Below are 12191 nucleotides of genomic sequence, written 5' to 3'. Positions count from 1 at the left end.
CATTGATCGACTTTCATCAGGTAGACAAACATTACGGACAATTCCATGTACTGAAGGGCATTGACCTGCATGTTCAGGAAGGGGAAGTAGTTGTTGTAGTCGGTCCTTCCGGCTCCGGCAAGAGCACGATGCTGCGCTGCATTAACCGTCTGGAGACGATCACGAGCGGCGGATTAACTGTGGACGGTATAACTGTAAACGAACGCAAGACAGATATCAATACCCTGCGCAAAGAGATCGGAATGGTCTTCCAGCACTTCAACCTGTACCCGCACAAAAAGGTCATTGATAACATCACGCTGGCCCCGGTGAAGGTACTGGGCTTAAGCAAAGCGGAAGCGGAGAAGACCGCAATGTATTATTTGGAGAAGGTCGGCATTGCCGACAAGGCAGAGTCCTATCCTTCCCAGCTGTCCGGCGGACAGCAGCAGCGGGTGGCGATTGCCCGGGGTCTGGCGATGAAGCCGAAGATTATGCTGTTCGACGAGCCGACCTCGGCGCTGGACCCGGAGATGGTCGGGGAGGTGCTTGATGTTATGCGCGCCCTGGCCCGCGAAGGCATGACGATGGTCGTTGTGACCCATGAGATGGGCTTTGCCCGCGAGGTGGCGGACCGGGTTATCTTCATGGATCAAGGGCAGATCGTGGAAGAGGCGGAGCCGGAAGCCTTCTTCGCCAGCCCGAAGGAAGAGCGGACGCGTACTTTTCTCAGCCGTGTATTAAGCCATTAAATTAAATAAATAGGAATCCGGGGAGGAACCGAAATGAAAATGTCCAAGAGCTTCAAGGTGTTAAGTGTGCTGATGATTGCGGCCATGCTGGTCATTGCCGGATGCGGCAACAACAAGGGCAAGAACGAACCTGCGGCAGGCGGCAATGCAGCCGGAGGGGCAGCAGCAGACTCTGCGGCCATTGCCAAGATCAAGGAGCGCGGTAAGCTGCTCGTCGGCGTGAAGTTCGATACCCGCCTGTTCGGTCTGAAGGACCCGGCCTCCGGCAACGTGGAAGGCTTCGACATCGACATCTCCAAGGCCATCGCTAAGAAAATTCTCGGTGACGAGAATGCCATTGAACTGAAGGAGGTCACCTCCAAGACGCGTATCCCGATGCTGAATAACGGCGAGATTGATATGGTTGTGGCGACCATGACTATTACGGAGGACCGCAAGAAGGAAGTAGATTTCTCTGACGTCTATTTCCAGGCCGGGCAGTCGCTGCTTGTGAAGAAGGGCAGCCCGATTACAGGCCTTGCGAGCGTTACGAAGGATACGAAGATCCTCGGCTCCAAGGGGGCAACCTCGATCAAGAATATCAAAGAGAAGGTGCCGGGCGTAACCGTGCTTGAATTCGATAACTATCAGGATGCGTTCAGTGCGCTCAAGGCGGGCCAAGGGGATGCGCTGACTACGGATGATGCGATTCTGTACGGAATGGCTTCACAGGACCCGGGCTTCGAGGTGGTGGGGAAGCCGTTCACGGATGAGCCTTACGGCATTGCGGTTCAGAAAAGCAACGCAGATGTAGTTAAGGCGATTAATGATACACTGGCTGAACTGAAGGCGAATGGGGAGTATGATGCCATCTATACGAAGTGGATTGGTAAAGCTCCGGCTAAATAAGCCTGTTCCAAGCAAGGGCTAGCTTCATCCAAGGGAAGAATAAATATATAGGTTACACACTAATTTCTTGTAGAAACGGTACCGCCTTTTCCAAGGACGGCAACGCCGTTTCTACTTGTTTGTAGGAACGGCAGTCGAGCCGGGCAGGAACGAACTCATCCACAGGTAAAGGCAGGTGAACATTAATGGATTTCTCAATATTAACGAACTACTTTGGACTCTATATGGAAGGCTTCTACGGTACGCTGCTGTCCAGTGTGCTGGCCCTGATCGGCAGCTTCCTGATCGGTGCGGTCATTGCCGTCTTCCGTATTACTTCAGTGAAGGGTCTGCGCTGGTTCGGCGCGGTGTATGTGGAATTCATCCGCAATATCCCGCTGCTGCTGGTCGTGTATATTTTCTATTACGGGCCTTCCGCTCTGGGCTTCACACTGGACGGCTTCAAGGCAGGAACCATCGGACTCGCCGTATATACCTCGGCCTTCATCGCCGAAGCGATCCGTGCCGGAATTATGGCCGTGCCCAAGGGACAGATGGAGGCGGCCCGTTCCTCCGGTCTCAGCTACATACAGACGATGCTGCATATCATTCTGCCGCAGGCGATCAAGCTGGTCATTCCACCGCTCGGCAACCAGTTCATTAACCTGATTAAGAACTCCTCGGTACTGACTCTGGTGGCCGGTCTTGATCTGATGTACTTCGCCGACGGGATCTCTACAGAGACTTACCGTACCTTCGACACCTACATTTTCGTAGCGGTATTCTATCTGGTGCTTACGCTTCCGCTCAGCTACGGCGTGCGGGTCTGGGAGCGTAGACTGCAGCGCAAATATTAAGAGAACGCTTGAGCTAAAGGAGGGATATTATGGATTTCACAGGTGCATACTCTGCCGAGAATCTGAAGTTTCTGCTGGACGGATTGTATGTAACGCTGATTGTTGCTTTTGTATCGATCTTCCTGAGCTTTATCATCGGCTGTATCATTGGCGTCATCCGCTACTCGGAGGTGCCGGTGCTGTCTCCGGTCATGTTCTACCTGGTGGAGCTGATCCGTAATCTGCCGCTGCTGCTGATCATCTTCTTCATCCGCTTCGCCTTGCCGGAGGTCGGGATCAAGCTCGGACTGATTACTGCGGCCATTGCGGCATTAACCATCTTCGAGGCGGCGATGATTGCCGAGATTGTCCGCGGCGGCTTAATGTCGATCGACAAGGGGCAGATTGAGGCGGCGCGTTCCTCCGGTCTCAGCAATGTACAGACCTTATGGCATATCGTGCTTCCCCAGGGGCTGCGGCGGATGGTTCCGCCACTGGTCAGCCAGTTCATCTCCCTGCTGAAGGATACCTCGCTTGCTGTTGTGATTTCACTGCCGGAGCTGATGCATAACGCCAACATTGTCATCGGCCACAGCTACAGCTATGCGATCCCTACGCTGGCGCTGGTTGCCCTGATTTATTTTGTCGTCAATTACCTGCTGTCGCTGCTGTCCAGAAGGCTTGAGCACAGAGCGGTATAACCTTAGCCGAATGAGGATTAAGCCATATTCAATCCAGTGCGGCTATGATACTATAGTTGTCAACCTCTCTAGGCAGGAGCAGTGGCGATGGGACAATCGATTCTGAGAATGAAGGCGGTACAGATTCTGCTGGTGGCCGCTGTTACTGCGGTAGCCGGAGAATTCAAGATCAACCCGTTTGACGGAGATGTCTTCCGCATTGCCATGGGCAGCAGCGCCTTTCTCCTCTTCCTGTTGTTGATGAGGCAGCTGCCGTATATCCGCACAGGCTGTGCCACCGGGGTGGTCGTGCTGTTGTTCCGGACTGCCATGGATATGGTGGAGGGAAGCGGACTGACGGTAGAGCAGAGCCTTAGCAGCCACTTCTCGGCAATGATCTATTACATGGTGTTCGGCGCACTGATGCATATCATCAAGAGCCGGATCGATACCTTCCATCCGCTGGTGCTGGGCGCCGTTGCTGCGGTGATCGATCTCCTGTCCAATGAAATGGAGCTGCTGACCCGGCTGATTGTGCTGGATTCGGCTACCTTCCGGCTGAACGAGTGGACGTACCTGATGGCAATTGCGGTCTTGCGAACGTATTTCACCACTGGCGTATACAGCAGCATCTCTGTCAGCCAGCTGCGTATCCGGGAGCGGGAGCAGCATGAACGGACCCAACAGATGCTTGGATTCGGCTCCGGCTTGTACGGGGAAGTGTTCTATCTGAAGAAGTCTATAGGCACCCTGGAGCAGGTAACGCTGAACAGCTTCGAGCTGTACAGTAAGCTGAAGGACGGGGAAGGTACGAGGCGTTACAGCCGGCAGGTACTCGACATCACCCAGCAGCTCCATGAGGTGAAGAAGGATTCGCAGCGGATTCTGGCAGGACTGGTGAAGCTGGTGGAGCGTGAGGTGAACGGGGACATGCCGTTATCGGGCATTCTGCAGTTCGCGGTCAAGAGCAATGCCAAATATGCGGAAATGCTGGGCAAAGAGATTAAGTTCCATATTCGCATCACCTCCGATTACACAACCGACAGCTACATTCCTCTATTGACCCTGCTTAACAATCTCACCGCCAATGCGGTGGAAGTCATCCAAGGAACAGGCAGCATCCATCTGAACGCTTTTGAGCAGGACGGTATGACGATTCTGACAGTGACTGATAGCGGGACGGGCATCGGGGAGCATGATCTCCACCTGCTGTTCGAGCCGGGCTTCACCACGAAATTCGATGAAGAGGGCATCGCTGCCACAGGGATCGGGCTCTCTCATGTACGGGATATAGTGAATATGTTCGAGGGAAGCATTACGGTTCAGCCGGTATCGCATACCGGAGGAGCGATGTTCCAGATTACAGTGCCGAGCATGAAGCTGCGGAAGGAGGAATAGAGGATGCCGCTATCATTCTGTATTGTAGATGACGACGCGTCGGCGAGAAGAATGCTGCAGCATATTATTGAGGACAGCGGGCTTGGTGAGGTGACGGGTACTGCAGCGAGCGGACAGGAAGGGGTTGCTCTGATCCTGAGCGAGACCCCGGACATTGTGCTGATGGATCTGCTGATGCCGGACCAGGACGGGATTGAGACTATCCTCTCTCTTCAGGCACAGGGCTGCCGCTCCAAATTCGTCATGATCTCGCAGATTGAGAACGGGGATATGGTCAGCCGCGCCTACAGGAGCGGAATTGAATTCTTCATCCGCAAGCCGATCAATAAGATTGAAGTCGAATCTGTTCTATATAAAGTGAATGAACGTTACGCCATGGGCCGTTATCTGGATGAGATCAAGCTGACGCTGGGCAAGCTGGAGGGCCTGCAGTTCGGACTGCCGCAGCTGCCGCCGGGCAAGCGGACCGTTAAGGAAATTGTCCAGCCGATTCTGATGAATATGGGCATGATTTCGGAGAATGGCAGCCGTGATATTATCACGATCATGGAACTGGCGGTAGCGGAAGGGAAGAGCGGAAGTCTTCCATCCCTGAAGGAACTGTATGAGCTGACTGCTGCCAAGTACAGACCGGTGCCTGCGGAGGCAGCCAAAGAGGTCAAGGCTATCGAACAGCGTCTGCGCCGCGCCTTGGCGGCGGGTCTGACAAGTCTCGCGTCCATCGGTCTGACGGATTACGGGAATCCGAAGTTCGAGCATTATGCGCCGCTGTATTTCGACTTTGAAGAGGTGCGCCTGAAGATGAAGGAGATTGAACAGGGCCGGGATAGCGGCAAGGTGAAGGTGAACATTAAGAAATTCCTGCAGGTGCTGCATCTGGAGGTGCTGGAAGGCTTGGGCCGCTAAGCCGGATACGGGACTATGGGTCCGGGCCCTTCAGAGCAAATGGCATCGTCAACTATAGAGGCAAGACCCAAGAAACCTCCGGAGCCGCTGTTCAGCGGGCTGGCGGTTATTTTTTTGCGGGGACATGCGGTACAATGGGAGAAAGCAACTAGAATAGCGCGGCTCTGCTGCGGATTGCCTACATAGGGCGGAGGAATTATATTATGATACGAACACTTGCCGTAACGCATACAGGTGAAGTACTGACCGATCTGCAGCTTCAGGATATCATCCTGGATGATTATTCCTGGATCTGGGCGGATTTCGCTATGCCGACGGAGGAAGAAACCTTGAGGCTGGACACCTATTTTCATTTTCACCCGCTGGCGATTGAAGATTGTATGCATGTCTTGCAGCGGCCGAAGCTGGATTATTACGAGGATGTGCAGTTCTTCGTGCTGCATTCGCTGAATGAGCGGACGCTGGAGGCTGAAGAGATCGACCTGTTCCTCAGCCCGAAGTTCCTCGTCTCCTACCATCATCAGGACAAGCCGGAGATGGAGGAAGCGTGGCAGATGGTCAAAGCTGAGATTCATAGCCGCAAGGGCTGGTCGGGCGGGCCGATGGCCGCTGCTTATACCGTGATGGACAAGCTGGTCGACAGGTATTTCCCGTCCCTGTATACGCTGGAGGATGAACTCGCGGATCTGGAGAGCCAGGGCGGTAACGAATCGGTGGAAGAGCTGATGAGCCAAGTCTTCAATGTGCGCGGAAGGCTGCTGAAGCTGCGGCGGACAATTGTGCCAATGCGTGATCTGATGTACCGGATTGTCAATTCGCAGCATGTACAGAGTAACGGGGAGGAACGGGTCTACTTCGGCGATATCTACGATCATCTGCTGAAGCTGACCGACATGATTGAAGTTGACCGGGAAATGACCGCCGACCTGCGTGACAGCTATATCTCGCTCAACTCCAACCGGATGAATTCCATCATGAAGACACTCACGGTGATTACCACGGTATTCATGCCGCTGACGCTGATCGCCGGAATCTATGGAATGAACTTCAGGGTGATGCCGGAGCTGGAATGGAAATACAGCTATTTCGCAGTGCTGCTGCTTATGCTGGTGCTGGGAATCGGAATGTTCGGCTGGTTCCGGCGGAGCGGCTGGTTTAAGTAACGGGAAAAGCGCGTTAAACGCCGCCGCTTAGGAACGGCGGCGCTTAACGGAGGAAGGCCCGCCGGATTTACGCTTTTTGGAGGTGGTATGGCGGCGCTTCGGGGCGGGGCGTCTTTTTTTGCGCCGTTTGGGGCTATAGAGGGCTGCATCCTCCTCGGCGGCGAGCTCTCCCGCTCCGCTTCCCTTGCCTTTGCCGAAGCCGCCCATCACTAGCTTCACCATCGGAGCCATCTGTGAGAAGCCCTGCATCACCTTCTGCACCTTGCCCATGGTGTTGACGATTCCGTCAATACCGCCCATCCGGTCAACGATTCCCTTGAGCTGTTCCATATTCGCCAGACTTCCAAGATTGCCGAGTCCGCCCAGGAGGCCTCCGGCCTTCGCGGTAGAAGCTTCTGCAGCAGGGAGCGCGAGTGCCGTCTCGGTGACTTCAGCACCATAAGCAGGCAGCAGCTCAGGTTCTCCGGGAAGCGGGGCAGGTGTATAAGCAGATAGTCCCGGGTAAGGCGACGGATTGTAGGGTTCAGCCAGGGAACGGCCTTGCTGGCGGGAATGATTATAGTAATGCTGAGGCATAGGATCACATTCCTTCGTTAGTGGTTTGCTATACTGTATGTCATGGGCGAACAGACGGTATAGACGAATGCCCGGGTAACCGGGATACCAGCGGAAAAGGGCGGATGCCTATAGAGCGGAAGAAGGAAGTGAAGAAACCGTGTCCATGCTTGATTTTGCACGGTTTTGTAGTACTATGAGTAAGGCGGTCTAACCTGGAAGCCGGAAATAGATTAGAATTAACCCCGGCTACGGTGTGCGCCTGGGGTGGACGTTTGTCCGTCGGTTTCACTCTTTACAGCGTGAAACCGTTAATGCTTGAAAAATGTGCTCCAGTACAATATAGTAGAGGCAAGATAGTCATATTAAGTTAATGCTTAGGGGATGATAGGGCGATGCAGCTAAAGAAGCTAAACGATAAAAGTATCGATCAATTATTTGAGGCTATTTTAACATTGAAAAATATGGAAGAATGCTATGTATTCTTTGATGATTTGTGCACCGTGAACGAAATTCAATCGCTCTCACAGCGCCTTGAGGTTGCGCGGATGCTGGGCAAGGGGTCTACATATAATCAGATTGAAGCCGAGACGGGGGCAAGTACAGCAACAATCTCCCGTGTGAAGCGCTGCCTGAACTATGGCAATGACGGTTATAAGCTTACGCTGGAACGTCTGGGCCGGTAATCCATGGTTCCGGGTGTATTGTTAATCAGTCACGGCTCCCGGGATCAGGCCTGGGTGTCGATGGTGGATGAGGCAGTGAGCCATCTCATGCTCCGGGAGGAGCTGCCGGTGGCAGTGGCTTTCCTTGAGCTGGTAGAAGGACGATTGATACAGGATGGAATTGATAAGCTGGAACATGCAGGGGTCACAGATATTATTGTGATCCCCTTGTTTGTTTCTTCCGGCAGTACGCATGTCGATGAGATAGAGTATGCACTGGGCGCTAAGCCGGTTCCTGAGCGGGAGACCGACCTTGCGCCGTTCAGGGTTGCCGCGAAGGTTCATTATGGCTATCCTGTCGATGATGATCCCGATATTGCGCAGATGCTGTGGGATAAGCTTCGGGAACTGTCGCAGCATCCCGGACGGGAGATGGTACTGCTGGTCGGACACGGCAGCAGGCATAACGGCTTCCGGCAGCGCTGGGAGCAGGGCATCTCTTCGCTTGCTGCGCGGGTACGGGAGGTTAGCGGGCTGGCTGCAGCTGATTACGGGCTGTTGAACCCGGACAGCCTGAGAAGCCGGGTGGAGCATTGGCAGGAGCAGGGCTATGATGTGCTGGTGGCTCCGCTTTTTTTGAGTGAGGGGTACTTCACTAAGGTGGTTATTCCGCAGCGGCTTGAGGGGCTTGAGTATGCCTATTCCGGCCAGACACTGCTGCCGCATCCGCTGCTGCCGCGCTGGATTCAGCGGCAGGTGGAAGCAGCGCTCCAGCGCCTGGAGACTTGAGAGCCAACGTTAATTCGTACGCGGGTAATGGAGCTGACCCCCTGACATTGCTTGTGGGGTACAGAATTGGGTATAATCAGTAAAGTTATCCATTATATAAACAGGTGGCGTTCCGGTAATGAAAACTGCGAGATTGATTTATAATCCCACTTCTGGTCGGGAAGAAATGAAAAGACGACTCGCCGATATTCTTGACCGGCTGGATATGGGCGGTATCGAAGCTACCTGCCATGCAACAACGGGAGAGGGCGATGCTACTGCGGCTGCAGCCCAGGCTGTGGAACGCGGTACTTATGATCTGATCATAGCTGCCGGAGGCGACGGTACGCTCAATGAAGTGATTAACGGGATGGCGGAGAAGCCGAACCTTCCGCCGCTAGGCATATTACCGCTGGGAACAACGAATGATTTCGCGCGGGCCATGGGCATTCCGAAGAATTGGGAGGAAGCCTGCGACCTGATTCTGCGTCAGGAAGCGCGCTTGATTGATCTCGGCAAAGCCAATGACCGTTACTTCATTAATATAGCAGGCGGCGGACAGCTGACGGAGCTGACCTATGAGGTCCCCAGCAAGCTGAAGACCATGATGGGTCAGCTTGCCTATTACCTGAAGGGGATCGAGAAGATGGCCAGCCTTGCTCCACAAGAGCTGTATATCCGCGCGAACGGCCAGGAGATGATCCATGACGAGTTCATGCTCTTCCTGATCGCCAACACGAATTCGGTCGGCGGCTTCGAGAAGCTGGCTCCGGGGGCGCGTATCGATGACGGCTTGCTCGATGTTATTGCCGTTAAGAAATGCAACCTGGCCGAGTTCATCCGGCTGGTGCGTCTGACCATTCGCGGAGAGCACCTGAGCGACAAGAAGGTTGTCCATTTCCGCACCGATGCCATGGAGGTAACCTCTCCCGGCCACGTGCAGCTGAACCTGGACGGTGAGCTGGGCGGTACCCTGCCGGGCAATTTCAGTATCCTGCCGCAGCATCTGCGGATTTTCGCGCAGAATAGTTAGTTGACTGGCTGGTGGCAATGGGGAGAGGTATGCTGAGGCCAAGCGTCAGCGGTGATGCGGCGGGCGGCGGATTGAGGCAAGGCGTGTGATGGAAGGGTCTGAGCGGCCAGTGTGCTGTGGCGAATTGCTGGGTTTGCGGACTCAGCGGCGCTTATTTGTGCCAACAGCTGTTTTGCGGCAGCTAAGTGGACTCCAGTGACCTTATCGGAATTGTCTGCTGGAGACGAAATAAGCGCACTACGGTCCGCATCGACGCCGGATTCACAGCTTTTTGAGAAAATAGCGGCTTTACAGTCCTGCTTGCTTCGTATGATGGTACTGTAATTAACGTGATAAATAGTGAAGAACATGAAAGAAGTGAACCTATATCTATGAGTAAACACCGCAGCGGGCGCAGTGGAAGCCGCCGGAAACAAGCACCGGCCGCTGTTGTCGGACTGCCTGTAAATAAGAATGACGAGGTCCTGCTCGATATTATCGGCATGACCCATGAAGGTGAAGGGGTAGGCCGTGTAGAGGGCTTTACCCTATTTGTGCAGGGAGCTCTTCCCGGTGAGAGAGTCCGGGCCAGAGTGCTGAAGACCAAGAAGCAGTACGGCTATGCCAAGCTGCTGGAACTGGTGCAGGCCAGCAGCGACCGCATCGCGCCGCCCTGCCCGATCTATGATCAGTGCGGCGGCTGCCAGCTGCAGCATATGGAATACACCGCGCAGCTCGCGTGGAAGCGGCAGCTGGTAGTGGACAACCTGCAGCGGATCGGGAAGCTGGAGGTGGCTGGTGCCGGTGCGACAAGTAGAGATACAGTGGGCGGTAGCGCTGATACGAATGGTGCAAATGCAGGTGCAGAGCTTGCTGCGGTTGAAGGTGGCAATGCGGCCGATGCAAGTTACCGGGCTGAAGGCATCCGCGTGCTGCCTACGCTCGGCATGGACGAGCCCTGGCGTTACCGCAACAAGGCCCAAGTACCTATCGGGGTGGCCGAAGGCGGTCTGGTCGGCGGCTTCTATGCACGGGGCAGTCACCGGATCATCGACATGGAGACCTGTCTGATCCAGCATGAGGATAACGACAAGGTCATCGCCACCGTCAAGAGCCTCGGCCGTGAGCTGGGCATCACCGCCTACGACGAAGAGACCGGCCGTGGCCTGCTCCGCCACGTTGTGGTGAAGAAGGCATTCCGCACCGGCCAGATGATGCTGGTGCTGGTCACGAACGGCCGGGATATCCCGCATCTGGACGCCTGGCTCGGCAGTATCCGTGAGCAGCTTCCAGCAGTGGTCAGCATCTGCCAGAATATCAACACCCAGCGGACCAATGTCATCTTCGGTAACGATACCCGTGTCCTCTGGGGCAGCGAGGTCATCTACGACTACATCGGTGAGGTCCAGTTCGCCATCTCGGCGCGATCCTTCTACCAGGTGAACCCGGCGCAGACCGAGGTGCTCTATGGCAGAACGCTGGAGTACGCTGCACTTACCGGCAAGGAGACCGTGATTGATGCCTACTGCGGTATCGGAACTATCTCCTTGTTCCTGGCGCAACATGCGGATCAGGTGTACGGGGTTGAGATCGTGCCCGAAGCCATTGAGGACGCCCGCGCCAATGCGAAGCTGAACGGAATGAACAACGTGAAGTTCGAAGTCGGCGCTTCGGAGGATGTCATCCCGGCCTGGAAAGAGCAGGGCATCACCCCGGACGTCATCGTCGTCGATCCCCCGCGCAAGGGCTGCGACCCGCGCCTGCTGGAGACCATCCTGCTGATGCAGCCGGAGCGTGTCGTGTACGTGTCTTGCAACCCGTCGACACTGGCCCGCGATTTGCGGGTGCTGGAGGATGGGGGATACCGGGCGGTGGAGGTCACGCCGGTGGATATGTTCCCGCATACGACACATGTGGAGGTCGTAATAGGAATGCAACGCAAAGATACCTAGAAATCCTTTGTTTTCAACACTTTGCGCCGTTTACGACTTTTACGAAGGAAGGCCCCGATTTCAAAAATAAGGTTTTAAAGGAAACAATTGAGGTTTCGGTCGTGCTGGACCTTGGTTTTGAGGTCGAGTGTGTAGACATGTCAGGGGCTAGTGAAAATAGTCTAAAATAGTATTGATTTTAAGAGGGCGTCCTTAGGGCGTTCTTTTTCATATCCAGATCACTTAGTTAGATGTTTTAATTCTAAAGCCAATGTCGTATTATGTAAAAAAAGGATGTTTATCTCGAAGGTATAATACCATGGGCTTACAGATAAGGAGTATTGCTTAGCCATACAATTGCAGGAAGAGCTTGAACAGATAGAGAAAAGGGAATTTTACATGCAGGTAACTACAGCTAGTTCTACTTACAAAAAAATAAGTGCGCTACACTCATCTGAACGAAGCTAAGTAAATCAGCATAGCCCAGTTATTTCGGGGGCTAGCGCCCACTATATTTGAAAACTTACTATAGAAGGAGTATCAAACACCTTTTATGGTGAAGTGTTCTTGAGAATTTTGTTGATAATATGTATGCTTAATAAATTATCTGGGGTAATGACATATGCCGTCAAAGTAAAGCAAGTAATGAGGATTTACCACTGCGCGAAATGAGGTAGCC

12 protein-coding genes are annotated in these 12191 nt (G+C 54.1%); 11 read left to right on the top strand and 1 reads right to left on the bottom strand.

The window, feature by feature from the left end:
* Window positions 1-2: 2 nt before the first annotated feature.
* The 7 genes from MKX63_RS00910 to corA all read left to right on the top strand — a co-directional run bounded on the left by MKX63_RS00910 (window position 3) and on the right by corA (window position 6581).
* Complete coding sequence (locus MKX63_RS00910) at window positions 3-731, top strand: amino acid ABC transporter ATP-binding protein (RefSeq protein WP_036693252.1); 729 nt, start codon at window positions 3-5, stop codon at window positions 729-731.
* Window positions 732-764: 33 nt separating this feature from the next.
* Complete coding sequence (locus MKX63_RS00905; protein ID WP_341014649.1) at window positions 765-1619, top strand: glutamate ABC transporter substrate-binding protein; 855 nt, start codon at window positions 765-767, stop codon at window positions 1617-1619.
* A 185-nt stretch (window positions 1620-1804) separates the two neighbouring features.
* Window positions 1805-2455 carry an amino acid ABC transporter permease gene (locus MKX63_RS00900; protein ID WP_341014648.1) on the top strand — a complete coding sequence of 217 codons (651 nt, stop codon included), beginning with the start codon at window positions 1805-1807 and terminating at the stop codon, window positions 2453-2455.
* Between the two features lie 29 nt (window positions 2456-2484).
* On the top strand, window positions 2485-3135 hold the full coding sequence (locus MKX63_RS00895; protein WP_341014647.1) for an amino acid ABC transporter permease: 651 nt from the start codon (window positions 2485-2487) through the stop codon (window positions 3133-3135).
* A gap of 87 nt (window positions 3136-3222) precedes the next feature.
* Window positions 3223-4512 carry an ATP-binding protein gene (locus tag MKX63_RS00890; RefSeq protein ID WP_341014645.1) on the top strand — a complete coding sequence of 430 codons (1290 nt, stop codon included), beginning with the start codon at window positions 3223-3225 and terminating at the stop codon, window positions 4510-4512.
* Window positions 4513-4515: 3 nt separating this feature from the next.
* Window positions 4516-5418 carry a response regulator gene (locus MKX63_RS00885; protein ID WP_341014644.1) on the top strand — a complete coding sequence of 301 codons (903 nt, stop codon included), beginning with the start codon at window positions 4516-4518 and terminating at the stop codon, window positions 5416-5418.
* Between the two features lie 203 nt (window positions 5419-5621).
* Window positions 5622-6581: a magnesium/cobalt transporter CorA gene (gene corA / locus MKX63_RS00880; RefSeq protein WP_341014643.1), complete on the top strand. Its 960-nt coding sequence runs from the start codon at window positions 5622-5624 to the stop codon at window positions 6579-6581.
* 27 nt (window positions 6582-6608) lie between these two features.
* Here corA and MKX63_RS00875 read toward each other — a convergent pair whose 3' ends face one another.
* Complete coding sequence (locus MKX63_RS00875) at window positions 6609-7157, bottom strand: tyrosine protein kinase (RefSeq protein ID WP_341014642.1); 549 nt, start codon at window positions 7155-7157, stop codon at window positions 6609-6611.
* Between the two features lie 374 nt (window positions 7158-7531).
* Here MKX63_RS00875 and MKX63_RS00870 point away from each other — a divergent pair, with 374 nt between their 5' ends.
* The 4 genes from MKX63_RS00870 to rlmD all read left to right on the top strand — a co-directional run bounded on the left by MKX63_RS00870 (window position 7532) and on the right by rlmD (window position 11533).
* On the top strand, window positions 7532-7822 hold the full coding sequence (locus MKX63_RS00870) for a YerC/YecD family TrpR-related protein (protein ID WP_019913624.1): 291 nt from the start codon (window positions 7532-7534) through the stop codon (window positions 7820-7822).
* Between the two features lie 3 nt (window positions 7823-7825).
* A complete protein-coding gene (locus MKX63_RS00865; protein WP_341014641.1) occupies window positions 7826-8590 on the top strand; it encodes a sirohydrochlorin chelatase in 765 nt (254 codons plus the stop codon).
* Window positions 8591-8708: 118 nt separating this feature from the next.
* Window positions 8709-9602 (top strand): diacylglycerol kinase, encoded by an 894-nt coding sequence (locus tag MKX63_RS00860; protein WP_341014640.1) that lies wholly within the window; start codon window positions 8709-8711, stop codon window positions 9600-9602.
* A gap of 371 nt (window positions 9603-9973) precedes the next feature.
* Entirely contained in the window at window positions 9974-11533 is a 1560-nt protein-coding gene (gene rlmD / locus MKX63_RS00855) for a 23S rRNA (uracil(1939)-C(5))-methyltransferase RlmD (protein WP_341014638.1), read from the top strand.
* Window positions 11534-12191: the final 658 nt, after the last annotated feature.

It is taken from the genome of Paenibacillus sp. FSL R7-0179 (assembly GCF_038002265.1).
In the GTDB taxonomy this organism is placed as follows: domain Bacteria; phylum Bacillota; class Bacilli; order Paenibacillales; family Paenibacillaceae; genus Paenibacillus_AQ.
Note: the sequence above shows the minus strand (reverse complement) of the source record. Positions and strands in the feature narration are given on the sequence as shown.

Excerpts from the sequence above, each read along its gene's own strand:
- MKX63_RS00905 (WP_341014649.1), top strand. The coding sequence starts at position 765 with ATGAAAATGTCCAAGAGCTTCAAGGTGTTAAGTGTGCTGATGATTGCG.
- MKX63_RS00900 (WP_341014648.1), top strand. The coding sequence starts at position 1,805 with ATGGATTTCTCAATATTAACGAACTACTTTGGACTCTATATGGAAGGC.
- MKX63_RS00895 (WP_341014647.1), top strand. The coding sequence starts at position 2,485 with ATGGATTTCACAGGTGCATACTCTGCCGAGAATCTGAAGTTTCTGCTG.
- MKX63_RS00890 (WP_341014645.1), top strand. The coding sequence starts at position 3,223 with ATGGGACAATCGATTCTGAGAATGAAGGCGGTACAGATTCTGCTGGTG.
- MKX63_RS00885 (WP_341014644.1), top strand. The coding sequence starts at position 4,516 with ATGCCGCTATCATTCTGTATTGTAGATGACGACGCGTCGGCGAGAAGA.
- corA (WP_341014643.1), top strand. The coding sequence starts at position 5,622 with ATGATACGAACACTTGCCGTAACGCATACAGGTGAAGTACTGACCGAT.
- MKX63_RS00875 (WP_341014642.1), bottom strand. The coding sequence starts at position 7,157 with ATGCCTCAGCATTACTATAATCATTCCCGCCAGCAAGGCCGTTCCCTG.
- MKX63_RS00870 (WP_019913624.1), top strand. The coding sequence starts at position 7,532 with ATGCAGCTAAAGAAGCTAAACGATAAAAGTATCGATCAATTATTTGAG.
- MKX63_RS00865 (WP_341014641.1), top strand. The coding sequence starts at position 7,826 with ATGGTTCCGGGTGTATTGTTAATCAGTCACGGCTCCCGGGATCAGGCC.
- MKX63_RS00860 (WP_341014640.1), top strand. The coding sequence starts at position 8,709 with ATGAAAACTGCGAGATTGATTTATAATCCCACTTCTGGTCGGGAAGAA.
- rlmD (WP_341014638.1), top strand. The coding sequence starts at position 9,974 with ATGAGTAAACACCGCAGCGGGCGCAGTGGAAGCCGCCGGAAACAAGCA.